Source organism: Streptomyces sp. NPDC107546 (assembly GCF_055639175.1).
In genome coordinates, this window is sequence record NZ_JBVKBA010000049.1 from 1 (window position 1) to 26,250 (window position 26,250).

The following is a 26,250-nucleotide window of genomic DNA, read 5'->3' on the forward strand; positions in this document are numbered from 1 at the left end:
AGTGGGCGCTACCGGGCTGTGTGTCTCCCGGGAGTTCGACCGTGTCCTTGGAAAATGCGCAGGCATGTGCGGCCGGGCCCTATGACTCAGATCAGGGTGTTGTAGATCCCCCAGTTCGTGCCGATTTTGGTGCGGGGTGCGTAGGGGGTGGTGGGGTTGCCGGTGCCCTTGTACAGCCACAGGGCGCCGTCGTGGTCGACGGCGAGTAGGTCGGACTTGCCGTCGTTGTTCATGTCGTAGGTGCTGACGATGGTGCTGTAGGTGTTCCAGCCGGTGCCGATTTTGGTGCGGGGGGCGTAGGGGGTGGTGGGGTTGCCGGTGCCCTTGTACAGCCACAGGGCGCCGTCGTGGTCGCGGGCGAGGAGGTCGGGCCGGCCGTCGCCGGTCAGGTCCGTCCCGCTCACGAGGGTGTTGTAGATCCCCCAGTTCGTGCCGATTTTGGTGCGGGAGGTGAAGGGCGCGGTGGGGTTGCCGGTGCCCTTGTACAGCCACAGGATGCCGTCGTGGTCGCGGGCCAGGAGGTCGGGGTGGCCGTCGCCGGTCAGGTCGCCTGCGCCGACCAGAGCGTTGTACGTCTGCCAGCCCGCACCGACGCGTATCCGAGGGGCGAAGGGGGCGGTGATGTGTCCGCTGCCTTGGTAGTACCAGAGGGTGCCGGAGGTGTCGCGGGCGACGAGGTCGCCGGTGCCGTCGGCCTTGAGGACGGACAGTTTGGTGATGGCGTTGTAGATCTGCCAGCCGGTGCCGGCCTTGGCGCGGGGGGTGGGGTGGGTGGACTGGGGGGCGAGGGATGCCTGGTACTGCCACAGCACGCCGGCGTTGTCGCGGCCGTAGAACGCCGCTCGTGCGTAGGCCGGTACCACGTCGGAGGTGAACGTCAGGTTCTCCTGCTTGCCCACGTACTGCGTGCCCTGGGCGTCACGCACCTCCAGGGATCCGGTCAGCGTGCCGGCCGGCAGTCCCCAGGCGGCGGTGAAGTGGAGGTACTGGTCCTGCTGGCCGCCGGACGTCCAGCCGCTGAGCGTGGGCAGCTCGAGGGACAGGGAGCCGTCCCCGCCGAGGGTCCAGGGCAGGGGGGTGAAGTGCTGGTTGTCGGTGGAGTAGCCGACCGTGACGGCGGAGGCGAGCTGGGGGGCGGTGTAGCCGGCGGCGGCGAGCTGCTGCGCGGTGAACACAAGGCTGGTGTGGGTGGACGTGGGCGGTGTCTTCATCCCCATCAAGAGGTTGAGGTCTTCGTCGACGGGTCGGCTGTCGCCCGTGGCGACCTGGAGCGAGGAGTTGTACTCGAGGGGGCCCTGGGGGCTCCGCCAGGTGGGGGTGAGGTAGGGCTGGCCGACGTGGAGTTCGGTGTTGGTGCCCAAGCTGGAGTGGGCGATGACCGTGTCGGTGGCGCCGTCCATCAGGTATGCGCTCACCAGGATGTTGTTGTAGGCGGGGTAGCTGGCGCTGACGTGGATGTGAATGACCCCGGCGGTCAGCGGGGCGCCCTTGACGCCGTTGTGGTCGCTGTCGTCGGCCCCGATGAGGACGTAGTCGCTGCCCCCGTGGCTCATGTAGGGGAGGGTGTTGCCGGCGTCGTCGGTGAAGTGCAGGTTGTCCGAGCCGTTACCGCTCAGCTGCAGTCGGACGTAGCTGTCGGTGGCCGGCGGTGCGGTGACGGTTATGTCCATATCCCCGGCAGGGCCCCACATGTCGATTCCCTGCGCCATGCTGACGGCTATGGCTGGGGCGGCGGGATCCGCGCTCGCGCTCTGCAGCGGCGTGAGGCCGACACTGGCCCCGAGGGCGGCGACGGCGAGGGCGGTGCGATGACGGCGTGGTATGCGCACGGGTGGTTCCTCTCAAAGGTGCTTCGCTCGAAATGCTTGCCGAAGCTGGGAGAGCTGGCAGCGAAGGATGGGCAGGTGGGGCCCTGTGGTGTGAACTACCGGGGTTGGCGGAAAGGGCTGTATCCGCGGCAAGGCCAGGCAAGGTTCGTGGTTTCCCGAGGCTGGGTGGCACCCGGCCTCTCGCCTTCCCGATCTAGCCGTTCGTGCCGAGCGAGGGTGCAGGCCAACGGCGTTGGGCTGCACCCTCGCTCGGCGGTCGGGTCAGCTGATGAGTTTCATGGTTCTCCTTCGCTCGTCCGCCTTGTACGTGGCCCATCCCGGCTGTTGGCGCCGTTGGCAGCCCGCGGATGGGGGGTCGGTCGAGGCAGGCGGGTGCATTTCGGTGGACACGGCTATCAGATTGGTGCTGCGGGGCTCAGGACAGCTGATCCTGAGGTGCACGCCGACGCCGGTGAATAGCTCAGTGGACCATGGGCTACAAGAGGGTGTTGTAGATGCCCCAGTTCGTTCCGATCTTGGTCCGGGCGCCCAGCGGTTTGGTCGGTGAGCCGGTGCCGGGGTAGAGCCACAGGCCGCCCTGGCTGTCGCGGCCGAGCAGGTCGGGTTTGCCGTCGCCGGTGAGGTCGCCGATGCCGATGACGGAGTTGTAGATGCGCCAGCCCGTTCCGATTCTGATCCGGGCACCCAGCGGTTTGGTGGCCGAGCCGGTGCCGGGGTAGAGCCACAGGTCGCCCTGGCTGTCGCGGCCGAGCACGTCCGGTTTGCCGTCGCCGGTCAGGTCCCCGGCGCCCACGACGGTGTTGTAGATGCTCCAGCCGGTGCCGATTTTGATCCGGGCGCCGAGGCTGGCGGTGGTGCCGGTGCCGGGGTTGAGCCAGAGGCCTCCGGTGGTGTCGCGGGCGAGGAGATCGCCGTGGTGGTCGCCGGTGAGGTCACCGGCGCCGACCAGCAGTGGGTAGGCGTTCCAGGTGCCGGCGAGGTGGGTGGGGCCGGACAGGCCCTCGCCGCTGGTCTGGTACAGGTCGAGGCGGCCGGTGCTGGTGTTGCGGGCCAGGAGTCCGGCCGTGTTCCAAGGGCCGATGATGCCGGGGACGATCAGGGAGTTGTCCTGGGACCAGAGCAGGTAGCGGTCGGTGTTGACGCGTGGTCCGAGGGGCGCTGTGGGATTTCCGGTGCCGGGGTAGAGCCACAGGGTGCCGTGGCTGTCGCGGGCGAGGAGGTCGGGTCTGCGGTCGAGGGTGAGGTCGTGGGGGTTGGGGTCGGCGAAGCGGATCGCCACCTGGCCTGTGGTGAACAGCCGTCCTGCGTTGTCTTCCAGACGCAGGTTGCCGCTCACCGTGCCGGGGTGTACGCCGAGAGCTGCGACCAGGTCGAAGACGCCCAACCAGGTGGGGTCGAGGTCGTTGCTGCTGGCGGCGGGGAGGTCGAAGCTGGGGAATTGGACGCTGAGTGAGCCGTCGTCTGCGATGGTCCACGGCAGGGCAGTGGTGCCGGCGTCGAGGGTGAAGTGTGCGGTGGCGGCGAGTTGGCCTGCTGTGAGACCGGCTGCGGCGAGCTGGTCGGCGGGCAGGGTGAGGGTGAGGTGGCCCCCGGAGATGGCCGTCTTCATGCTCCGGCCGTCGACGAACAGTCTGGTGCGCAGCGGGAGGACGGCGCCACCGACGACGGTTGCGGGGGCGTCGGGGCCCCAGTAGGCGTCGTTGCTGCCGGTGGACGTTGCCAGCAGCGGCTCGAAGACCCGCAGGTTGGAGGTTTGGGAGTCGGCCAGATCCTGGCTGGTGTTGCCGTCGATGATGGAGGCACCGATCTGGAACACGTTGGCCATGGGTGCGGTGATACCGACCTTCAGGTCGATGGTGCCGGCCTGTAGCTGTCCGGCCGCGGTGCCGTCGGCAGCTGTCCCGAGATCGATTTCCTCGGAATCCGGCGTAGGGCCGGGCTTGGCGGCCAGGACGTTCCCCGCCGCGTCGGTTATCCGTACCGCGAGGCCTCCGCTCTGGCCCGCTCCCGCCTGGATGATCAGCCGGATGTAGGCGGGCTGGGCGGGAGGGTTGGCCACGTGGAGTGTGATGTCGCCGGGGTCTCCGTAGAGGCTGACGCCCGAGCCGGCGTCCGGGCCTGTTGCTCCGGCGGTGATGGTGGGAGGAAGGGCGTCCGCCGAGGCAAGGGGCTGGGGCAGCAGGCAGGCGAGAGTGCCGATGCTGCCGGCCACGATGGCGCAGGAGCGCCAGTGGGTTCTCATGTGCTGTTGACTCCAGTCTGACCGGGGTGCAGTTCGAGTTCTGTCCGGCTGTGACGGGGGGGAAAAGGTAGGTGGGGCCAGGTGCAAGGGTGCCGGGCTCCGTCGAGCATGGGTCCAGCCTCGCACGGCGATCGCATGGCGTCTGGAGGTTTCTGTTCGGGCGGTCCGGCACCTCCTCCGATGGCCGGCGAACCGCGGTCGGAGCGGTCGGCACGGATTCCTGGGGCATTGCGACAAGGGCCGGCGCTCGGCTGAGACCCAGCCGAGCGCCTGTTGGTCCTCGCTTTATCGATCAGTCGAGTTGGGTGACGGCAGGGTTGTCGCCGGTTGCTGCGGCGTCGGCGGGGGGCAGGGCGGTGTCATAGACGTGGATGTCGCTGACCTTGCCGTTGGCGTACTCGCCGTAGGCGCCCTGGTAGAGGCGGCGGCCGATCTGTAGGGGGCCGGTGGCGGGCCAGGAGGTTGCGCCGAAGGTCTTGGTTCCCGACAGGTGGCCGTCGGCGTAGAGGCTGAGCTGGTTGGTGGTGGCGTCGTAGACGCCGACGAGATGGGTCCACGTGCCGACCTTTGGTGTGCCGCCGTAGGTGGCCGTGAAGGAGGTGCTGGTGGTGTCGTCGTTGTGGCGGCCGAAGGCCCAGGCGTGTGCGCCGGAGGAGTAGTAGAGCTGGAAGCCGTTGGCGTTGCCTGCGCTGTCGGACTGGGAGACGAAGGTCGAGTTGGCGGTGAGGGAGCTGAGGTTGGTCCAGGCGGAGATGGTGAAACTTGTCGAGGTGTCGACGGCGGGGCCGGTGGTGGCGGCGTAGCCAGTGGTTCCGGTGAGGTTGAGGACATTGCCTCGCGTGCTGTCGCCAGCCCAGGTATAGGCGCCGGTCAGTGACGCGGTGAGTCCGGTGCTGCAGTCGGGGCTCGTGGCATTGGCGCAGTCGGCCGCTGTTGTGCCGGTGCCTTCGCTGAGAGCCCACGAGTGGGTGGCGGTGTTGGTGGCGGTGCCCAGGGAGACGGCGGTGCCGAAGTTGGCCGTGGTGCCGGTGGGCGCGCTGCCGGGGTATTCGGTCAGCTGTCCGTTGGTGTCGGTGGCGTAGAGGTCGGGGTTGCCGTCAGAGCCGCCGCTGCTGCTGTTGACGTCGCCGGGGGAGGCCACGGTCGGGTACTCGTTTGCCGCCAGGACAGCTGAGAGTGCGGTGCCGGGGTTGGTGCTCCAGCCGGCCGGTGTGCTGCTGGTCCAGTTCTGGGCGGCGGTGCCATTGCAGGTGTAGATCTGCACTTGGGTGCCGTTGGTGGTGCTGCTGCGCGGGTCGTCCAGACATTTGCCGGACTGGGGGTTCTGCAGGCTGCCGTTCGGGCCGGGAGTCCACTTCTGGGAGCCGGTGCCGTTGCAGGTGTACAGCTGAAGGAGCGTTCCGTCGGTTGTGGCGCCCCCGGGAACGTCGAGGCACTTGCCGAGCACGCGCAGGGAGCCGTCGCTGAGCAGCGCCCACTTCTGGGCGGCGGAGCCGTTGCAGCTCCAGATTTGGATTGTGGTGTTGTTGTCGGTGCTGGAGTGGTCGTCGTCGAGGCACAGTGCCCCGCCGGTGGACGTGGTGAGGGCCGAGGTCAGGGCGGTGCGGACGGGGGCGTGCAGCAGCGGGGGCAGGCCGGTGGTCTGGTCGAGGGTGAGGGGGAAGGTGTAGACGGTGCCGGAGGCGTCGTCACGGGCCCAGAGCGTGTACGTGCCGCCGGTGACCTGGCCGTTCCCGTTTGAGTCCGTGCTGAAGGTTCCGCCGACGGTGCCGGGCGCGATCAGGGTGAGTCCTGACCAGTCGCCGTCGCCGAGCAGGAGCGGGTTGCCCAGATGTGCGCCGTTGTAGGACTGGTAGATCCACAACTTGCCGTTCTCGACGGTGATGACCGCGGGGTGGCCCTCATTGTTCCCGTAGGCGTTGCCGGCTGTGATGAGCTGGCTGATGTTCAAGGGCGCGGCCCGGTCGTATCCGGCGCCTGCGCAGCGGCTGGCGGGAACGGTCGGCTGACAGGGGTCCCTGGACACCAAGTCGTCGGAGAACTTGCGGATGTAGCCGGGGAAGGTTGACCAGGGGACGCGGGGGAAGGCGTTGTCGTCCTTGGGGTCCAAGTCGTTCGGGACGACGTACAACTGCGAGGTCTTGCGGTTGTAGGCGAACAGGTCGTCCACGTTGCTTCCGTGGAGGTTGCCGCGGTGGGCGATCAGGTAGTTGTTCCAGCTGGTGCCGTCGGGGGAGTCGGCCGGCGTGGAGACGATGACGGGACCGGTGATTGCGGGCGGGTTGCTGTCGATGGCGCTGGTCTGGGCTGGCTTGGCGCTCTGGGCGGGGTCGGTGTTGCCGGGGATCATTTCAAGGTAGCCGGTCTTGGTGGTGGCGAGCAGGTCGGGGATGCCGTCGCCGCTGATGTCGCCCGGCGTGATCTTGGTGTCAGGGTTCCAGGGAACGGTGAACGTGTAGCTGGCAGGGGCCTGGGAGATGTTCCCGGCCACGTCGACGGCGGCGACGTACAGGGTGTGTACGCCCCAGTTGGTGACCGGGACAGTGATCTTGGCGGTAGCGGTGCCAGCGCTGTCGATGCTGGTGACGGATGCCTTGGTGCCGGTTGCGGCGGTGGGCTGGCTGTCGAGCTGCCACAGGAAGTGGTCAACGCCGCTGGACAGACATGCGTTGGGTGTGCAGCTGGTGTCGGACGCGGCCCCGTCCGCCGTGGTCACGGTGAAGTCGGTCGTCTTGCCGGGTGCGGCGTACACGATCGGATCGGCAGGCCCGGTGCCGACGGGCGGGAAGGACGGGTTGGTCGCGATGTCAGGCGTGTTTGGTGGGGTGAAGTCGGTCTTGAACCAGCAGTGGCTGCTCGTAGCGGAGGTCAGGTGTTGGCTGGAGTTGTCCTGGGCGTAGACGTCCCAGCCGTACTCGTGCCCGTCCTTGAGTGTGAACCCGATGGGCATGGCGGCGTCCGAGCCGCCGGCCTGATAGGTGCTGTCGGGTGTGGACTTTGTCAGGGCGTTGCCGCTGGAGTCGAGGACGGTGCGGTCCCAGACGTCGTAGTGTGCTTGGACGTTGACGCCGGACATGCTGGTGGTGACGGTGGAGTGGAGCTGGATGTTGCTGCCGGCGTCGGAGTAGGTCGTCGCGCCGATCCAGCCGTCGCCGCTCGTGACGCAAGCGCCGCTGGCCCCCGTGGCGGCGGGTGTGGTGTGGAGGCTGGTCGGGACGTTCGGGGGGATGTCGAACTTGACGGTCAGCTTGAGGACGCTGGACATCCGCAGGTAGTCGTCGTTGCTCGAGGAGATGCTTTCGTTGCCGTAGAGGCCGATGGTCCAGTAGTCGCCGCTGGCGCTGTTGGTGTCGGCCATCTTCTGGGCCTGGTTGGTGACGGTGAAGGTCGCGGTGTGGTTGCTGCAGCTGCTGCTGGGATTGGCACCGCTGGGGATTGTGGTCGATACGGGCGGGTACGCGGTGTCCTGGGTGGCGGGCCGGCTGTTCCAGTCGGTGCTGGAGTTGATCGCGCCGGTGGTGTGCAAAGTGATGGGCTGGTTCTGGGAGCAGTCCCAGCTGGCCGCGTAGGTCGAGGTCACCGTGAAGAAGGCATCGTCGACCACCATGGACGGGTCCAGGCCGCTGGTGGGGACGGCGTAGTAGGAGCGTTCCAGGCCGGTGCCGCAGCTGCCGCCCCAGCGCTGATAGCCGACGCCCTGGCCGTTGGTCTGCGGTTTGTCGTACTGGGGGCTGTTAGAGCACGTGGAGCTGGAGTAGATCTCGTCGTAGTGGCCGGAGCTTGGGGAGACCGGGTTGCTGTAAGGGTCGATGTAGACCGGGTACGTGGTGCTTGAGTCGTTGAGTACCGAGGTGTCGGGCGTCAGCGTGAGGTTGCTGGTGGTGGTCGTCATCGGCACGGTGTCGACCTTCGCGCCGGTGCCGGGGCCGTCGGCGGACGACGTGGTGGGGTCGTCGGCGGTCGTGGAACTGGAGGAAGTGCTCGTCTGTGGCGTCGGCGTGCCCGGGGGTGTGCTGGAGTCCCACATCAATGGGCGGGGGCTGGTGTAGGCGACGGTGCCGTCGGAGGTGGTGGCGTTCATGCCGCCCGAGTCCGTGCCGGAGACTGTCAGGCCGTGGGTGGAGACGGACTCGGTGAGTTTTTTGATGTCCGGGTTGGCGGCGGCGGTGGCGTCGTGGACGATCAGGACATCGCTGAAGCCGCCCTGGTCGGTGACGGAGACGGACAGGTCCACGCCGGGGAGTACTGACTTGTATAGCGCGGTGTCGTCGCTCACGGTGGGGGCGGGGAGGGCGAAGGGCATGGTCAGGGCCATGCTCTGGCCGTCCTCGTTGGTCAGCGTGACCAGGGGCCCGCTGCCTCCGCCGGACAGAGTGACGTCGTTGGGGGTGGCTTCGGGGGAGAGAGTGCCGTCCGAGTTGGTGGCGAGGTTGGCGTCGACAGGCGTCCAGGCGCCGTCTTTGAGGACCCGCACCGGCATGACGTCGGTGGTGGAGGTGAACGTGCCGTCGGGGTTGGCGGTCACCGTGGAGGTCTCGGTCGTCAGGGCGTCGACGGGGACGTCCTGGCCGCTTGCCATGGCCTGCACCTGAGCGGCGAGCATCGGATCGCTCGCGGTTGCCGCGTCGGCGGTGGCGGGAACAGCCGGTACGACGAGCAGAAGAATGGTCACAGACGGGACGAGCGCCAGACGGTGTATCAAGTCCCGTCGTTTGCGGTGCCTTTGCATGTACTTGGTCAACACGAGAAAGCCCCCCTCGGGTACCGAACGCTGCGCGCTCGTGATCTGTGCCACATCTGCGCGTTTCGGGGATGCGGCGGGTGGTGTGCGCGGTGTCCGGTTTGCCGTCTGGTGATGATGTTCGCCCCTTCACGGAAGGGACACATCGGGCACACGGTTGACATACGCCCTGGCCACAGCGTCGGCACAGGCTATTGAGTTGTGTACCTGCCATCAATAGCCTCCCGTCGATCACGCGGCTCGCGCGGTCGGAGATACGACAGCCCGTCACGGGCTGCGAGGCGCGGGGGGGTTTCGTGACGGGCAAGCGGCGTTGGTTCGCGAGTGTGCGGTACCGGATCTGGGGTCGGACCCTGACCTTTGCCACAGCGGTGGTCGCCTTGCTGGCGCTCCTGGTGCCGGCTGCCATCGCTCAGGGTGCCGTGGGGCCGTATCACTTCAAGGGCATCGTGTGGAGGCCGAAGGACCTGCCGAAAACCCCGGCGGTCGGCAGCCATTCCCTGCACCGGCCCGGCGCAGTCCACGCCAAGGGCTACAAGGCCCTGAGCCGGTATCGCGTCGCCAAACCGGTGTGGCCGCAGGCCGGAACCAAGACGGTTGCCCTCTCCCACTCTGCCCCGGCTCCTGTCGGCGCTCGCGCAACTGGCACGCCCAGCCCTTCCAGTAGCCGATCCGGCGGTGCCTCGACTGCGATAACGGGCAGCCCGGTCGTCCCCGTCACCAAGCCCGTCAAGGCAGGAAGCCTGCCTGTGTGGGTAGCCCCGGCGCCCACCACCAGAGGCGCGGCAAAGGCGCCCGCCGCGGCTGCTCCCGGGGCGGTCCAGGTCAAGGTCGCATCCCACACGCAGGCGCTACGCGCTGGTGCGGACGGCATGCTGCTCGGCTTCAGCCGCGCTGACGCGAAGATGGGCCATGGCCGTGTGCAGGTGATCATCGACTACTCGTCGCTAGCCAAGGCATACGGCGGCGGCTTCGGCTCACGGCTGCGGCTGTTCCAGGTTCCCGCTTGTGCCTTGACTAATCCTCAACTGGCGCGCTGCCGGACCCGGACGCCGATAGCGTTCACCAACCGGGGCACCGCGGACCAGTTGACCGCCACTCTCACCCTTGGGTCCTCCGCCGGTACTGCGCCGCTCTCCTCGCGGGGTACGGCCGCGCCGATGACGATGTCGGCGAACACGACAGCGGTCGAGGTCGCCTCGGGCAGTTCCGGGTCGCAGGGTGACTACGCGGCGACGTCGCTGAATCCTTCCGGGAGCTGGCAGGCTTCGGGCACCGGGGCATTCACGTACTCGTACCCGATCGACGTGCCCTCCGCCGTGGGCGGCAACGCGCCTTCGGTGGGGCTGTCCTACGACTCGCAGTCCGAGGACGGTGAGACCTCGGCCCGTAACTCGCAGGCGTCGTGGCTCGGTGACGGCTGGGACTACCAGCCTGGTTTCGTGGAGCGGACGTACCGTCCGTGCGGCGGTCTGCTGGACAGCAGCGGCAACAAGATCCTCAAGGGGTCGGGGGATGAGTGCTGGGGCGGGGACAACGCCACGATCTCCTTCGGCTCGCGCTCCGGTCGGCTGGTGCCGGACGGTGTCGACTCCAGCGTGCCCGGTGAGATCAAGCAATGGCGACTGCAGGGTGACGACGGCACCCTGGTCCAGGAACTGTCCGGTGCCCCCAACGGCTTGCACGACGGCGTGTACTTCCGTGTCCTGACTACCGACGGTACGGCCGCCTACTTCGGTGCCGACCACTCACCGACCGGGCCCGGTACCTCGGGTGGGATGCAGTCCGGTACGCCTTCCGATCCCTCGACCGACGCCGCTTGGGGCGTGCCCGTGCTGCACCCTGAGTCGGGCGACCCGTGCTACGACGCGACCAAGGGCAAGGCGTCCCAGTGCGACAAGCACGAGGGCTGGCGCTGGAACCTCGACTTCGTCGTCTCACCGAGCGGGTTCGTACAGCGCTACGACTACACAACCGAAACCAACTACTACGACCTCGGCGGGGGCCAGGCCGCCTCCGGCGACCACGGCACCCTGACGGCCTACGCCCGCGGCGGCAAGCTCGACTCCATCTCCTACGGCTACACCCTCGACGACGAGCAGGCCGGACGCACACCCGCCGGCCAGGTGACCTTCACCTCCAAGCAGCGCTGCCAGACCACGGACACCTTCACCGACTGCTCCGCGGGCAACCTCAACGACAACACAGCTCCGCACTGGCCCGATGTGCCGTGGGACCTGCACTGCGACTCCACTGACAGCACCACCCTGCCGCCGGGGTCGACCTCGGTGCCCACCAACGTCTGCATCACTGCGGCGCCGACGTTCTGGACCACCACCCGCTTGGACAGCATCACCACCAAGGTCCACGTCAAGGACTCCTCCACCGACGCTCAGGTACCCGTCGACAGCTACCAGCTCGGGCAGGTCTACTCCGACGCCGGCGGCACGGTGGACCCGGTCACCGGCACGACCGTCGACCCCAAGGACGCGGGTTCTCTGCAGGCCGTGATGTGGCTGCAGTCGATCCAGCACACCGGCAAGGACACCTACGGCAACGGCAACAGCGACATCAAGCTGAACGAGGTCGCCTTCACCGGCACGGAGATCGACAACCGGGTCAACGACGCCTCGCCGTCAGCGCCGCCGCTATACCGGCCGAGGATCTCGTCGATCCAGACCGAGACCGGCGAGTCCATCGCGGTCGACTACAACCTCAACCCGTGCGCTGGCAAGACGCTGGACATCTCGGCAGCGGACTCCAACACCAACTCCTGCTACCCGGTCTACTGGACCGTGCCAGGAGCCTCGAAGCCCATCGCGGACTGGTTCAACAAGACCACCGTGCACACGGTCACGGCCCACGACCTGACGATCGCCTCGCAGTACAAGCCGGACTCCCAGAACATCCCCGCCGGCTCGGAGACCCAGGTCTCCACATACAGCTACGCCGGTGCCGCCTGGCACCGCGACGACTCGGCGCAAACGGACGACCAGTACCGCACGTGGGACCAGTTCCGGGGCTTCCGCACCGTCACGGTGCAGACCGGTCAGGCCCCCGAGCCGGTGACCCAGAAGACCACCACGTACCTGCAGGGCATGGACGGCGACTACAAGGCCGACGGCACCCGCCGCTCGGTCGCCGTGGACGCCAAGGTCGGAGGCAACACGGTGCAGAGCGTCACCGACGCCAACCAGCTCGCGGGCACCGCCCTGGAGACCGACACCTACACCGCAGCCGGCGGCACCATCAACGCCGAGACCGTCAACGGGCCGTTCACCTACACCACCACCACACACTCTGCCCAGGCGCCGTGGACGGACTGGACCCAGGACGACAACCCCGGTCAGACCAAGCCCGCGCTGTCCATCTTGCCGGATCTGTCCGCCTACCGCGTCAAGACCACCCAGTCGCACGGTTACGCGCTGCTCGCGAACGGGACGTGGCGCCACACCGAGACCGACACCACCTACGACAGCCAGGGCCGGGTCTCCACGGTCGACGCGCACGGCGATGTGAGCGTGGCCGCGCAGGAGAAGTGCGCCACCACGACCTACGCGACGCCGCCCTCTCGCAACGCGATGGCCCTCGCCTACCCCGACCAAGTCACCTCCGTCAGCGGGCCGTGCGGCACCGCACCCAGCGCCACCACACTGTTGGCGGACAAGAAGATCTACTACGACGGCGACGGCAGCCTCACCAACCTGGGAACCTTCGGGCAGCTCGACCAGACCGGCAGCACCGCCATCGGCCAGGTCAGCGCCGTCCGCACGGCCACCGGCTACAACGGAACCACCGAGACCTGGCAGACCAACTCGGCGACGAAGTACGACGGCGCCGGCCGGATCACCGACGCACTGGATGCCACAGGCCAGAACACCCACACAGCCTTCACCCCGTCCTGGACCTCCGCAGGCGGCAACACCAACCCGACCAGCATCACCACCACCAACTCCCAGAACTGGAAGATCACCTCCACCCTCGACGCGCTGCGCGGGCTGCCCACCGAAAACATCGACGCCAACAGCCGCAAGACCGACATCACCTACGACGCCCTAGGCCGCCGCACCGCCGTCTGGCTGCCCGGCCGGGACAAAGCTGCCGGCAAGAGCGCGGACAGGACGTTCGAGTACTCGATCAACCCCGGCGCGGTCGCCGCCCCCGGCGGCACCATCACCTCCCCCGGTGACCCGTCGTCCATCACCACGAAAACACTGCGCGAGGACGGCACGTACAGTTCCTCGATCACCATCTACGACGGGATGCTCCAGCCGCGGCAGACGCAGTCCACCGCCCAGGGCGACTTCAATGTCGGACGGATCATCTCGGACTCCTTCTACGACTCGCACGGCTGGCCGACCGCTTCGTTCGCCCCGTACTCCGAGCCGAACAACAATCCGTCCACCACGCTGTACGCCGCCAACGAGAACCAGATCCCCTCGGAAACCACGACCGCCTACGACGGCCAGGGGCGTCCGGTAACCAGCACGCTGTGGCACCAGGCGATCCAGCAGTGGCACACCACCACCAGCTACCCCGGCGCCGACGAGACCGACACCACCGCCCCCGCCGGCGGCCGCTCCACCGCGACCTACACCAATGCCCTCGGGCAGACCACCAGCACGGTGGTCAAGAACACCGGCTCCATGGTCGTCCTCCGCAGCGGTGCGGTCATCCCGTCCGGCACGTCGCTCACCTCCGACAGCGTGCGCCTGACCATGCAGGCCGACGGCAATCTGGTGCTGTCCTCTCTGGCGACCGGCAAGTCCCTGTGGTCCAGTGGCACCTCTGGGAATCCGGGGGCGTGGGCTACCTTCCAGTCCGGCAACCTGATTGTCTACGACGCCGGCGCCACCAAGAGCCTCTGGTCTTCCGGCACCTCCACCGGCACCGTCCTGCAGATCCAGAACGACGCCAACACGGTGATGTACGACAGCACCGGTGCCGCAATCTGGAAAACCAACACCTGGCATCTGGCCAGCGAAGCGGACACCGCCACCAAGTACACCTACACACCCGCCGGCCAGATCGACACCATCAAGGACAACGCCGGCGACACCTGGTCCTACAGCTACAACCTGCTGGGACAGAAGACCTCTCAGACCGACCCGAACACCGGCACCACCACGTACGACAAGTACGACGTCGTCGGCAATCTCCTGCAGATGACCGATCCGCGCGGCCAGATCCTGTCGTACACCTACGACTGGGACAACCGCCGCACCGCCGAGTACAACGGTCCCTGGTCCGCGACCCCCGACCCCGCCAAGGAACTCGCCTCCTGGCAGTACGACACCCTGGCCAAGGGCTACCCGACCTCGTCCACCCGCTATGTGGGCGGCACCTCGGGGGCGGCGTACAGCGAAGCGGTCACCGGCTACAACACCGCCTACCAGCCGACCGGCAGCACTCTCACCATCCCGGCCGCCGACGGCTTCGCCGCAGCCGGGCAGTCCACCGCACCCACCAGCGGCACTGTGACCTACACCCAGTCCTCCTTCTACACCCCGACCATCGGGCTGCTGTCCACGCTCCGCTACCAGGCCGACGGCAACCTGCCCGCCGAGGACGTCGGCTACGGCTACACCCAGAACGGCAACCTGGACGGCATCGGCGGCTTCATCACCTCGGCCAACACGCCCGACTACCTCGACACCACCGTCCACGATCCGTTCGGCCGTGTCCTACAGACCAACTACGGTCCGACCGGCAAGGAACTGGCGACATTCGCCCAGTACGACGCCACCACCGGGCGGGTTACCCAGACGTACAGCTTGCTCCAGACGTCCACCACCGCCCTGGACGTGACCAACTACCGCTACAACCAGGCCGGCGAGATCACCGCGATCGACGACCTGCAGAACAACACCACCCACGACACCCAGTGCTTCACCTACGACTCCTTCCAGCGCCTGACCGCCGCCTGGACGGACACCGCAGGCATCACCAACTCCTCCAGCGCCCCGGTCGGAGCCGTCGGCGGCTGCAACAACACCTCCGTACAGACCACCACCACAGCACCGATCACGACCACGACGGTCGGCGGCCCGGCCCCGTACTGGCAGACCTACACCTACGACCTGCTCGGCGACCGCACGGCCATGGTCGACCACGACCCCACCGGCAACGCGCTCAACGACACCACCCAGACCACTACCTACACCGGCACCGACGGCACCACCACCGCCGCGCTGCCCAACCAGTCCGGCACCACCACCAGCAGCAATCCGACCACCGGCACCGCGACCTGGACCCCCAACTACACCGACACCGGCTACACACCGAACAAGAACGCCGGCAACACGATGAGCCGGAAGGTCTCCACCACCGGCCCGCTCATCTCGGTGCTGACCACCAGCACCGGAAAGAAGCTGTGCGTCGACGACGCCTCTTCGTCCACCACAGACGGCAACAAGATCCAGATCTACACTTGCAACGGCAGCAACGCCCAGAACTGGACGGTAGGCACGGACGGCACCATCCGCGGCATCGGCGGCAAGTGCCTGGACGTCACCAGCAGCGGCACCGCCAACGGCACCAAGATCGACCTGAACACCTGCAACGGCACCGGTGCCCAGCAGTGGAAGGCCGCGGCCAACGGCTCGCTGGTCAACCCCCAGTCCGGCAAGTGCCTGGACGACCCGTCCAGCTCCACCACAACCGGCACCCAATTGCAGATCTGGACCTGCAACGGAACCCAGGCCCAGGCTTGGAACCCCGTCGCCTCCGGAAGCAAGATCCCCGCGGGCCAGACCCAGACCCTCACCTACGACCCTGAAGGCCGCACCGCAACCGTCACGACCCCTTCGGGCACTACCGACAACACGAGCAAGTACCTCTACGACGCTGACGGCAACTTGCTGGAGCAGACCAGCAGCAGCGGCGGCACCGACAAGACCCGCATCCTGTACCTGTTCGGAGGCACCGAACAGATCACCCTCAACGTCTCCGCCAAGACCTGGACCGGCCTGCGCTACTACTCCGGCCCTGACGGTACGACGATCACCCGCTCCAGCACCGGCACCGTCAGCTACCAGGTCGCCAACCTCCAAGGCACCGCCACCACCGCGATCGACGCGAGCTCCCTGGCGATCACCCGCCGCTACTACGACCCCTACGGCAGTCCCCGCGGGGCCAACCCCACCACCTGGGTAGCCGCCGACGAGAACCACGGCTTCCTGGGCAAACCCACCGACACCACCACGGGTCTCGACCTCCTCGGCGCCCGTAATTACGACCCCACGCTGGGCCGCTTCCTCAGTCCCGACCCGGTCTTTGAAGCGGGCGACCCCAACCAGATGGGCGGCTACAGTTATGCCGCCGACAACCCTTCGACGGGCTCCGACCCGTCGGGCCTGTGCCCCAAGGACATCTGCGACGGATACGGGCAGAATACCGGCACGCCCAACAACCCTCCCTCCAGCGGTGGCGGCGGTGGCTCAAGCAGCACTGACACGTCGAGCGGGGGCGGTGGTACGACGGGAACTTCCCCGGGCAACCCCTACGCCTGCGGCCGGTTCGGGCAGTGCGGCCCGACAGTCAACTACAAGCACGACCCCGCGAAGATCTTCGTCAAGATCGTCATCGAGCCTCTCTGGGATTTCGCCCTCTGCGGAGCCGGAACTTTCGAGTTTTTTGGGGATATGGGAGGAGGAAATCCACACCAGGACGCATGCGACGTGGCCGGCGGCGTCGTCTCGAGCGGAGGGATCCTCGAAGGCGGCGGCGCGGCGGGGGTCGAGAACGGCCTGGCGGGCAGCGTCGAAAGAGGGGCCGAAGGCGCGGCCGGGGGTGACGCAGCCGCCGCGGCCAGCGCGCGTACCGAAGCTGTGAACGACGCTGCCGCCGACGAGGCCGACATCGTCGCGGCGAAGCGAGCCAATGCGCAGGAACATGCCAAAGAAGCAGACGCCTCGGCCACCAAGCCCGATAAGCCCTCATCCGGTACATCGGGTAGTAAGTCCCCGAGCGGCTGCAGTTTCTCCCCTGACACTCCGGTCCTGATGGAGAACGGCAAGACCAAGCCGATCGGCGAGATTAAAGCCGGCGACAAGGTCGAAGCAGCCAACCCCGAGACCGGCAAGCACCAAGGTGCCCGCACCGTCCAGCATGTGTGGATCAACCACGACCATGACCTGCTCGACGTCACCATCCGCGCCAAGGGCGGCCACACAGCCACCCTCCACACCACGTCGAACCACCCGTTTTGGGACGACACCACGCACACCTGGGTACCCGCTGGCAAACTCCACCACGGCGACGCCGTCAACACCGCCACGAACGCGCACACCTACGTCGTCACTACCCACACCACACCCGGCGCCGCAAACCGCTGGAACCTCACCGTCCAGCAAGCCCACACGTACTATGTGCTGACGGGCGGCACACCTATCTTGGTGCACAATACTTGTGGGCCAGTCGACGTGACTGTTAGCTGGAAGCCGGGAATGCCCAAGAGCCAGTTCAATCTGAAGGCATCCGCATTGCGGGATCTCAGCGACAGCGGGGTTCTCTATAAGGCGCCGAACCCGGTGGCGCGAGACAGTTCGATTACAAATAACTATAAAGCGAACCTCATTGCTCGGGTATTCGATCAGTTTGGCGCGACAAACCCAGAATTTGCGGCAAGTCTGAGAACTCGGATCTTGACGCAGATGAACCCAGATCACATTTGGGAGTTGCAGTTGGGTGGGCCAGACGACGTGAGTAATCTCCATATTTTGGACGCGTATACGAATCAGGGTATCGGCCGTCAAATATGGGGACAGATTCGAAATCTGCCGGACTATACACCTATCCGCATCAATATCCTGGGGCCCCCATGATCTCAGTTGAAATTCGGCAAGCCGTGGTAGCGGCGCGGGCAACGGTGCAGCTAGAGCAGGAATGGTCGATGATGAACTCTGTCCCGAAGGGGGGGACTGTCCCCTCCGGGATGGAGGCTCCCGCCGAGTACCTTGAGCTGCTTTCTGCTGCTAATGGTGGAATCTTCGGTCGAATCGTTGTCTTTGACGCTAAGACCGTCGGAAAGATGCAGTTCTACGCTGATGAGATTGAAGGTGCCCCCGTTCTCCTTGGTCGCGAGTCGTGGTTTTGCTTTGGGAAAGTCAATGAAGACCCGCTTTTCATCAATCGGAAAGACGGGTCCGTCTGGGGCTTTCCGGACATGGGAATCATCTGGTGGCAGAGCGATACGTTCGAGCGTCTGGCGGATAGTCTTAATGGCTTTCTCGCGGAGTACGTCTTCGGTCGCGGCTATCGATCTCTTTCGGGTGCCCCAGAGGATGATCAGTGGTGGCGCTTGCTGATGCGTATGGAAAGCGCTGAATAGGTAGGTAGAGGCCCACCGGAAGTGGTTCCGGTAGGGCCTCTGGGGTCTCTGACGGCAGTAGTTGACGGCAACGTCAGCGGACAGGTGCTGCGCAAAGCGGCGGGTCGTCGCCGTCGTCCGGCTCGGTGGTGACCTGGGCAGGGTATGGAGGGCGTCGCTGAGGAGATCGATGGCCTGACGCTGGGGGCGGAGGCGGACGTGGGCGTACACCATCGCGGTGACGCCGATGTGGGCGTGACCAACAGCTCCTTGATGACGACAGTTCGAGGCCCTGTTCCAGGAGCAACGTCGCTGTCGAGTGACGGAGGTCGTGGAGCCGGATCGCGCGCAGGCTGGCTCGGCGGAGCAGGGCGTTGAAGTGCCGTGTGAGAGTGCCGGGCTCGATCGTGGAAGCGGATTGACCGATCGCGGAGAGGGGCGGAGAGCCGGCGACGGTGGTGTCATACTGTCCGGCGAAGATCTTTCACCGGGGATGAGCAAACATGTGGATCGAGCTGGTCAGCTCCCTGCCGGGCCCGACGACCTTTCAGCCCCCGGCCTCCGAGCAGTCCCTGCAGAGATGTGCCACCGCCCTCGGCCACGAACTGCCCGCTGACCTCGCTGCACTCCTCCGCGAGAGCGACGGTATCGAGGGTGAATATGGGGCGGGGCTCGTCTGGTCCGCCGAGCAGATCGCCTCGGAGAACCTCACTCTGCGCACGGAGACGGAGTTCGCGTCCCTCTATATGCCCTTCGACCCTCTGCTCTTCTTCGCGGACGCCGGAAACGGAGACTTGTTCGCCCTTCTGCCCAGCCTTCGCCGACCCGACGTCTTCGTATGGGATCACGAAACCGACAGCCGCACCTGGGTCGCTCCGAGCCTCGCCAAGTACCTCGAATGGTGTCAGACAGGGCATATCAAGCTCTAGCCTCGATCTTGCATGAGGGTCCGTCAGCTTGTTGATGGACCCCCTTGTGCTCGTTCGGAGTGGAGATTTCTGCTTGCGGGCAGGCTGATGGCCCGGCTGTCGCGCGGTTTGGGCGCCGGGTTCCACGGCTCCGGGACGTGCTGATTCGTAGGGACGGGACGCTGTTGGTCAGCCGGGGTTCGGAAGGGCATCGAGTCGGACGAGCGCGCGGCTGATCACAAGGGCCCAGGTCCAGTGCTTCGCGAGGCGGAGAATGCGGCGGCGGCCGGTGGTGACCAGCTGGGCGGCGGCGGAGAACAGCCGCAGTCGCAGGCGGCGGGGTTCCCAGAGCCGGGCGGGGCCGGTGAGGGCGAGCATCGGCATCCAGGCCAGCAGGTCGAGGGCGATCTGGATGATCTCCGGCCAGATCTGGTTCTGCGTGGCGTCATGCAGGGGCAGGTTGCGCAGGCCAGTGGCGCGGGCGGCGCGGATGCGGTCCTCGGCCCGTGCGCGCTGGCGGTGTCGCAGTTCCAGCTCGGCGATCGGGGTGTTCTTGGTGTTGGTGGCGAAGCAGGTCAGCCGCATGCCGTCGGCGTCGGTGAGCCACAGCTGGGCGCCCGGATGGGGGCGTTCCTTGCGGACGATCAGCCGTATCCCCTTGGGCCAGCCGGTCAGACAGTCGCTGCCGGCGTCGATCTCGGCGACCCAGGCGCCGTCGCGGATCTCGCCGTCCGGCTCGACGGCCGGTGTCCACGCCGACGCAGGGATCTTCAAGACGGCCTGGTGGATGGCGTCGGTGATGGTCATGCCGACGAAATACGACAGCCACCTTCCGCGGGCTGCGAGCCAGGCCACGAACTCATGGGTGCCGCCGCCGGAGTCGCAGCGGATGAGCGTGTGCCGTCCGCGCCGGTACCTTTTGGGTAGCTGTGGCGGCGGCCAGCGAGATACTGAGACCTGACGGCGAGAAGCAACACGATCGACTCGGGGTTCACCGGTGGCGGCTGTCCGCCTCCGCCTGGATCAGCATCCGCTTGAGTAGGGCGCTGAGTGCGTCCTGCTCTGCCGGGTCGAGCGGGGCGACCATCGAGTCCTCCGCCTGCCCGCGCAGCTCCATCGCGGCCAGCCAGCGGGTGCGCCCCGCCTCGGTGAGCTCCACGTCCACCCGGCGTCGGTCCTGACTGCTGCGCACACGCCGCACCAGCCCTGACTGTTCCAGGGTGTCCAGGCGGCCTGTCATGCCAGCAGGTGAGAGCATGAGTTCAGCCGCTAGCTCGGAGGGGGTGGCCCGCCCCGGGGCCTCGCGCGCGGCGAGCCGGTGCAGCGTGGCGAACTCGAACTCCTGCAGGCCAACCTCGGCCAGGGCGCGGTCTTTGGCTTGGCCGACATGCTTGGCCAGGAACTGAATGCGGGTGATGATCCCCTCCACCCGCGCGTCGAACGGGGCCTTGCCGCGCCAGCGCGCAAGGTGCACGTCGACGGAGTCGTCACCTTCTGCGGGCCGCTCCCGGCCCTGACTCTCGGTGTCCATGCCTCCAGTATGCTACGCCAACTTATATTTCGTTGCAAAATGATTAGCTGACGAAATACTATGTGCGCATGACGCAACCCATGCGCCGACTGCTGGTCGGCCGTACCTGCGCGGCGCTGGCCACCGCGCTGATACCCACCACGCTCACGCTCGCGCTGCTTCGAGGACACGCCGCAGGCTCGACGGGTTCGGCAGGGGATCTGGGCCTGGTGCTGGCATGCGAACTGCTGCCCATGCTGGTGCTGCTGCCGGTCGCCGGCGTGCTGGCGGACCGCTTCCCGCCACAGCGGGTCGTGCTCGCTGCCGATCTGCTCAGGGGCGCGGCGCAGACCGCGATCGGCGCGGAGCTGCTCTGCGGCCTGGTCCGGGTGCCTGACCTCGCCGTGCTCGCCGCGGTCACCGGCGCCGCGGTTGCCTTCGGCACCCCAGCGGTCCGCACCCTGGTCGCGGCGACCGTCGACGCCGACCAGCGGCTGCGGCTGAACTCGCGGCTGGACGTCGCCACCGGCCTGGCCCAGACCGCCGGTCCTGCTACGGCGGGCGGCATGATGCTGATGCTCGGCGCCGGCTGGTCCTCGCTACTGACCGGCGCGCTCTTCATCGGCTCTGCGACCACCCTGGGCGGCCTGCACACCCGCCGGGCCACCAGGCCGGCCGACGGCGGCCACGCGGGGTTCGGGGCGCAGTTGCGCGAAGGCTGGACCGAGACCCGGCGCCACCGCTGGTTCCTCACCAATGTGCTGGGCCATGGAGTATGGCATCTGGCGGCTGGCTTCCTGCTCACCCTGGGACCGCTGATCGCTGTCCGGAGCATGGGCGGTGACGGCGCGTGGGTCCTGGTGGCCCAGCTGGGGACCGTCGGCATGCTGGTCGGTGCCTTTGCCGCAGGACGGCTGCCGATGCGCCGCCCGCTGGTCGGCGTGGCCGTGGGCGCGGCCGTCTTCGCACTGCCGCTGGCGGCCTTCGGGCTGGGACTGGCGCTGCCTTGGGTGGCGTCTGCGTACTTCCTGGCGATGTTCGGGCTAGGAGTGCTCAGCCCGCTGTGGGAGACCGCCATCCAGCACCGCATCCCGCAGGAGGTGCTCGGGCGGGTAGGCTCCTTCGACGCGCTGATCTCGTTTGCCGCCCGCCCGTTGGGCCTGGCCGTGGCCGTTCCGGTTGCCACCCTCCTCGGCACCTCGGCACCACTATTGGCAGGTGCGGTGCTCGTGGCAGCAACGAACCTGGCCGTGCTGCTGCTGCCCGAGGCATGGGAGCACCCGGAGCCGGTCACGGCACGGGGCGATGCCAGGCGCGAACCTGTGGCCGCGGCGGGCCAGGGTCAGTCGGAGGCCGGCTGCAGGGCGGCGGACGGCAGGTAGCCGGAGGAATGCAGACCCGGTGTCGGCCCGTGCCGTTGCCTGACTGGCTGTCGTCGTGCCCATCTTGAGGGCCACGACGGGGTCCCGATGGGGTGATCGTGGCAACTGCCGTGCATAAGAACAGGGCGTCTTGGTGGCTCGAAGGGTGTCTACGCCAACAAGCTGTCCAGGAGGCCCTGTTGCCGCGGTTCTACGGCATGGTGGGAGCGGAGTCCACATCGGTCACTCTCGCGTGTGACTGCCTGGCGCACAGGTTCGGGAACGCTGGCGACCACGGGGCGCGCCAACGCCGCTACCCGTCCGACATGTCGGACGCCGAGTGGGCGGTGGTCAGGCCGCTGCTGCCGGTGCCGGGCTGGCTGCGGGGCCGCCCCGCACCGCTGTCCAACCACGCCAGCTCGGCCATGGCCGGGTCCAACAGCGCGTCGGCGACGGCCACCACTTCGGGGAAGACGACCGCGTCCCGCCCCACGATCCGCCACCGCTCCAGATCACCCCCGGCGTCACCACCCGCGACCTGGTGCAGCCGCCGCGGCCACACCCTCTCCCGCTCCCAGCGGAAAGCCTGCTCCCACCACCGGGCCACCACCGCATGCGACAGGGCGAACACCCTTGCCGGCTCGGCCCCGGCCCGCACCGCCCGCCGCGCCACCCCGGTCCACCACCGCTGCGCCTGGACCACCTCCGGCAAATCCCGCAGGTCGAGGTACTCGAGGGGCTGGTCGGCGTCCGCATCCTGCAACCACCGCCCGTGCCGGACACACACCCGGGACCAGAGCGGCGCGTATCGCACCACCCGCACGGCCGTCCCGGCACGCCGGGCCGCGCACAGGCGGCAGCCGAACGCCACCGGCCCGGCGACCGCGCCGCCGATCCGCCACGCCGCCGCTGGCACTCCGTCTTCTTCGGCGGGCAGCTTGGCGTCCTCCTGTTCCCAGGACGGCAACGCCCGCGACAGCACGTCTTCCTTGACGCCGCACAGGCCTGCCAGGAGCTGCCGTCCGGCCGCATTCAGCAGCACCTCGGCGTCGGCCCGCGCACCCCCGCCGTCGTGCCCAGGTTGGTAGTTGCGCCAGTGCCAGCAGGATCGCAACGCCTTTGCTTCCATCCCGTAGCGGCTCGCGGTGCGGCAGATCAGCGACGAGGTTGTCTCTCCCTGCAGGGGAGCGGTCCGCAGTAGGCCAAGGTGATGGGTCACTTCACCACGTTCTCTTCCTTGCCGTCCAAGGGGCACGGCGTCGTAGGCGGGTCGCCCGGGCCGCGCGCCGATCCCTGGACGTGGTGCTGCGCCTGGCCGGCCGCCGCCGGCCCGTCCGGAGAGCCGGGTGGCCCTGGCGGCGGGGTGGACGCTTGGTCTGGCGGTGGCGTGCGCCGTGTCCCTGCTGGCCCAGGACCGTGACTGGATCCTCGCGGTCGAACTCCTGCGGGCCACCGCGGTCGACGCCGAACACCCCGCCGCCCGCTACAGCCGTGACGCCCCGGCCGAGCGCGCCCGCGCCGCCGTGCACGGGTTCGAGTCATTGCGGGAGAGCGTCCAACGGGCGCGTGCTGGGGGCATGATGGTCCTGCTCGGCGAGCGGGTGCGAGAGCAGAGGGCCCCGGGCCGGAAGGAGGCCCGGGGCCGTGCACATGACCGGTCAGATCTGCAGAATCAGCGCCTCCACTTGCCCGAGCGTGGTCACGCTGGCCTGTGCGGCCTCCCGGGCCTTCGTCAGCTTCTCCATCCACTCGATCCGCTGCTCGGCTGGCAGCGCTTCCTCGCCGAGCTGGGCGCGCAGTCGGCGTGCTTCCTCGAAGTCCGTCATCAGGGTGTGGGCTGAGTCGACCGCGCGTTGGTAGCTGCCTCCGACCAACTCGACGCGGGCAGGCAGTTCCCGACGCAAGGTGGTCAGCCGCTCGCGGGGGTCGGGCGGCGCCTCGCCGTGAGATGTGGTGCTGCTGGCCGGATCGCTCTCCGAGACCGGGACGCCGGTGCCCGGACCGCTGCTGCCAGCGGGATCCTGTACCGGGCGGCCGAGTTCCACCGGGAACGTCTCGTCGAACCAGTCCTTGTCGGCGACGTACGGGGTCGGCCGTCCCTCGGTGTCCGGGACGATCACCATCCCGGCTGTGATCGTGGTCTGTTCCTCCTCGTCCCGGTGGCGCTCGCCGTAGCAGACCAGACGGCAGCCGTCTTCTGCGATGGGTGGCTGTGTGGCGTCCGGGTGCTCCAGGACGGACTTCGCGAACGCGAGGAGGAGGGCCCGGCTGACGGCCGGGCTCTTCGAGGTGTACGCCAGGGTCAGGGAAGCGAGGACGCTGCTGGGGGTCCGGCGCACTCCCTTGCGGCTCTCACTCGCTTCGCTTCCCTGGCCGGGCGTGATGAGAGGCTCCGGGGCGTGCATGAGCGCCGGCGCCATCCGTCGGACTAGAGCGGCCCACGCTGTGGCATCGCCGGCTTCCGCTCCGATGAGTAGTTCCTTGAGCGACCTGGGGTCCTGTCCGGATCCCTTCTTGGTCTCCTCGACGCCGAACAGCCCCAGCGCGGACAGGATGTTGCCGCGGTGCAAGAACAACTGGGCGACCGCCGCCGACCACAGACGCGTGCGTGCGCCGGCGGTCTTCGCGGTGACCTGACTCCACGCCGACTCCTGGAGCGTCCCCTTCACGATCGGCCAGAACCGCCCCGTGTCGCGGATGGTGCGCCTGCCCGTCCCCTGCGCAGGAGCCGGGGGAATGTCCGGGAACACGAGCGCGGTGATCGCCCGCACGGCGATATCGCGCAGGACAACCGGGGAAACCTCGTCGCCTGCGGGGACGAGTGGCTCCAGCGGGTCGAGCGGCCCGTTGGCGGTCAGGGCATCGCGTACTCCAAGCAGATCGAGGAGATCCGCGCCCCGCGCACTGGGGAACGCGTCGGCAAGTGCGGCCGCGAGGAGGGACTGCCTCGCGTAGGAGTCGACGAGCGTCGCGAACAGGGCGACCAAGCGGGCGTCCTCGTCGTAGGGCTGGATGCCGCGCAGGTGATCGTTGACGTTCAGCGCCCGCAGGACATGTTCCAGCGCCGCCGGCTTGTTGCAGCCGATGACGATCTCCGTGGAGACCGTGGCGATCTTCCCTGCCCGGACCGAGGGGTCCTCCAGGCTCGTCTGCGGTTGGGCGCCAGCCTCGTTGAGCCGGGCGGAGATCCGGTTCAGGACTTCCCGCAGGCCGAGCAGCCGCAGCGCGGGGTCACTCTTCTCCTTCGGCAGAGACAGGAGGGACTGAGGCATGCCCGTGACCAGGTGCTCCGGGCGCACACCGAAGATGTCGAGGCGCGCGAGCGCCCTGTTGTTGGCGGTCACGGCGGCCATGCGCCAGATTCGGGACACCGTCCCGTCAGGGTTGGTGATCTGCCACTGCTGAAGGACGTTCATGCCCTTGGAGAGCTGGCCGGCGTCCACGAGGGACTCGACCAGGTCGTAGCCGCGGGTCTTCCCGGCGCGCTGCAGGCTGTCGGCGGCGTACCGCTGAACGTGGACGGCCACCTCGTACGGCTGCTCGGCGAGCGTGAGCGCCGCCTTCGCCTCGCCGTCCTCTTCCGCCGCTCGGACCACCGGCCGGGGCCGCCGGTTGCCCAGAGCGGCAAGCAGCGCCTGGCGCTCCCTTTCGAGTTCCTTGACGCGCCGGACGGCGTCCAGGTGCTTCTGCGTGGCTGCCGCGAGAGCTTCAGCTGTGTACGTCTCATTACCGGGCGCGCGGCGACGGGCCTCCCGCTCTTTCTCGGCGCTCTTCACAGCCTTCTCGGCGTCCCGCAGCGTGATCTCGGCGGTGACGAGTTCCTTGACGCGCTGAGTGGCCTCCGGGCTCGGAGGCGTCCAGCAGCTGACGGTGCGGTCATTGAGATCCCACGGGACCACCGCGGCACCGTGCACGTCGCACATCAGCAGGAGAACCTTGTCGGTACCAGCCTGCACTACCCGATAGGCGGTGGGCTTGAGCACCTTCCTGCTGCGCAGCGACGCCACGAGGTTCTTGATCTCGGTGTCCGGGAGAGCGGAGGCGAGACCCTCGATGATCGCCTGCCGGGGAGGCGGTACGACCTCCTGGTCCTCGCACGTGTTCTCGATGGCGTCCGCCAGACGCTGAGCCCAGGTGTCGGTACCGATGTACGGGTAGATGCCATCAGGTCGTTTCGCGACCATGGTGTCGTCCTTCCACCCGGACGTGCCGGGCGAATGCAGAGGCTCCCGTATCTCGGGAGCGTGACACGCGCCCGAGCGCCGAAGCCTCGTGCCAGCGAGGTGCAATCGACACCCGTGATGGGTCTCGGCGGTCCCCGCCCCGTACGGTCCAACTGCCAACGTCCG

At 67.8% G+C, this 26,250-nt stretch carries 10 protein-coding genes and 2 pseudogenes; 4 read left to right on the top strand and 8 right to left on the bottom strand.

Annotated elements, in window-relative coordinates:
- Nucleotides 1–86: 86 nt before the first annotated feature.
- The 3 genes from ACZ7L1_RS36275 to ACZ7L1_RS36285 all read right to left on the bottom strand — a co-directional run bounded on the left by ACZ7L1_RS36275 (nt 87) and on the right by ACZ7L1_RS36285 (nt 8,743).
- The gene (locus ACZ7L1_RS36275) at nt 87–1,829 is read right to left on the bottom strand and encodes an FG-GAP repeat domain-containing protein (RefSeq protein WP_471443572.1); all 1,743 of its coding nucleotides are present in this window, start codon (nt 1,827–1,829) and stop codon (nt 87–89) included.
- Nucleotides 1,830–2,304: 475 nt separating this feature from the next.
- Nucleotides 2,305–4,071, bottom strand: coding sequence for an FG-GAP repeat domain-containing protein (locus ACZ7L1_RS36280; protein ID WP_471443574.1), 1,767 nt, complete (start codon nt 4,069–4,071; stop codon nt 2,305–2,307).
- Between the two features lie 292 nt (nt 4,072–4,363).
- On the bottom strand, nt 4,364–8,743 hold the full coding sequence (locus tag ACZ7L1_RS36285; protein WP_471443576.1) for a ricin-type beta-trefoil lectin domain protein: 4,380 nt from the start codon (nt 8,741–8,743) through the stop codon (nt 4,364–4,366).
- 818 nt (nt 8,744–9,561) lie between these two features.
- On the opposite strand from ACZ7L1_RS36285, the gene ACZ7L1_RS36290 reads away from it, so the two are divergent.
- Together ACZ7L1_RS36290 and ACZ7L1_RS36295 are read left to right on the top strand one after the other, a co-directional pair.
- Nucleotides 9,562–17,637, top strand: coding sequence for a ricin-type beta-trefoil lectin domain protein (locus ACZ7L1_RS36290; RefSeq protein WP_471443578.1), 8,076 nt, complete (start codon nt 9,562–9,564; stop codon nt 17,635–17,637).
- Nucleotides 17,634–18,143, top strand: coding sequence for an SMI1/KNR4 family protein (locus ACZ7L1_RS36295; protein ID WP_471443579.1), 510 nt, complete (start codon nt 17,634–17,636; stop codon nt 18,141–18,143). The genes ACZ7L1_RS36290 and ACZ7L1_RS36295 overlap by 4 nt, the downstream gene beginning before the upstream one ends.
- Before the next feature lie 120 nt (nt 18,144–18,263).
- On the opposite strand, the pseudogene ACZ7L1_RS36300 reads toward ACZ7L1_RS36295, so the two are convergent.
- Nucleotides 18,264–18,528 (bottom strand): annotated as a pseudogene (locus ACZ7L1_RS36300) (tyrosine-type recombinase/integrase); the annotation flags it as partial.
- 97 nt (nt 18,529–18,625) lie between these two features.
- On the opposite strand from ACZ7L1_RS36300, the gene ACZ7L1_RS36305 reads away from it, so the two are divergent.
- A complete protein-coding gene (locus ACZ7L1_RS36305) occupies nt 18,626–19,051 on the top strand; it encodes an SMI1/KNR4 family protein (protein ID WP_471443581.1) in 426 nt (141 codons plus the stop codon).
- Between the two features lie 168 nt (nt 19,052–19,219).
- Here ACZ7L1_RS36305 and ACZ7L1_RS36310 read toward each other — a convergent pair.
- Nucleotides 19,220–19,960: pseudogene (locus tag ACZ7L1_RS36310) on the bottom strand (transposase); the annotation flags it as partial.
- Between the two features lie 61 nt (nt 19,961–20,021).
- Nucleotides 20,022–20,561, bottom strand: coding sequence for a MarR family winged helix-turn-helix transcriptional regulator (locus ACZ7L1_RS36315; protein WP_471443583.1), 540 nt, complete (start codon nt 20,559–20,561; stop codon nt 20,022–20,024).
- A 68-nt stretch (nt 20,562–20,629) separates the two neighbouring features.
- Here ACZ7L1_RS36315 and ACZ7L1_RS36320 point away from each other — a divergent pair, with 68 nt between their 5' ends.
- Nucleotides 20,630–21,922: an MFS transporter gene (locus ACZ7L1_RS36320; protein ID WP_471443585.1), complete on the top strand. Its 1,293-nt coding sequence runs from the start codon at nt 20,630–20,632 to the stop codon at nt 21,920–21,922.
- A 292-nt stretch (nt 21,923–22,214) separates the two neighbouring features.
- Here ACZ7L1_RS36320 and ACZ7L1_RS36325 read toward each other — a convergent pair whose 3' ends face one another.
- Both ACZ7L1_RS36325 and ACZ7L1_RS36330 read right to left on the bottom strand, forming a co-directional pair.
- Complete coding sequence (locus ACZ7L1_RS36325; RefSeq protein ID WP_471443587.1) at nt 22,215–23,120, bottom strand: TniQ family protein; 906 nt, start codon at nt 23,118–23,120, stop codon at nt 22,215–22,217.
- A gap of 439 nt (nt 23,121–23,559) precedes the next feature.
- Nucleotides 23,560–26,085, bottom strand: coding sequence for a hypothetical protein (locus ACZ7L1_RS36330; RefSeq protein ID WP_471443589.1), 2,526 nt, complete (start codon nt 26,083–26,085; stop codon nt 23,560–23,562).
- Nucleotides 26,086–26,250 lie beyond the last annotated feature (165 nt).

What these genes read in the sequence shown, in the direction of transcription:
- ACZ7L1_RS36280 (WP_471443574.1), bottom strand. Translation starts at nt 4,071, where the DNA reads ATGAGAACCCACTGGCGCTCCTGCGCCATCGTGGCCGGCAGCATCGGC.
- ACZ7L1_RS36295 (WP_471443579.1), top strand. Translation starts at nt 17,634, where the DNA reads ATGATCTCAGTTGAAATTCGGCAAGCCGTGGTAGCGGCGCGGGCAACG.
- ACZ7L1_RS36305 (WP_471443581.1), top strand. Translation starts at nt 18,626, where the DNA reads ATGTGGATCGAGCTGGTCAGCTCCCTGCCGGGCCCGACGACCTTTCAG.
- ACZ7L1_RS36315 (WP_471443583.1), bottom strand. Translation starts at nt 20,561, where the DNA reads ATGGACACCGAGAGTCAGGGCCGGGAGCGGCCCGCAGAAGGTGACGAC.
- ACZ7L1_RS36320 (WP_471443585.1), top strand. Translation starts at nt 20,630, where the DNA reads ATGACGCAACCCATGCGCCGACTGCTGGTCGGCCGTACCTGCGCGGCG.
- ACZ7L1_RS36330 (WP_471443589.1), bottom strand. Translation starts at nt 26,085, where the DNA reads ATGGTCGCGAAACGACCTGATGGCATCTACCCGTACATCGGTACCGAC.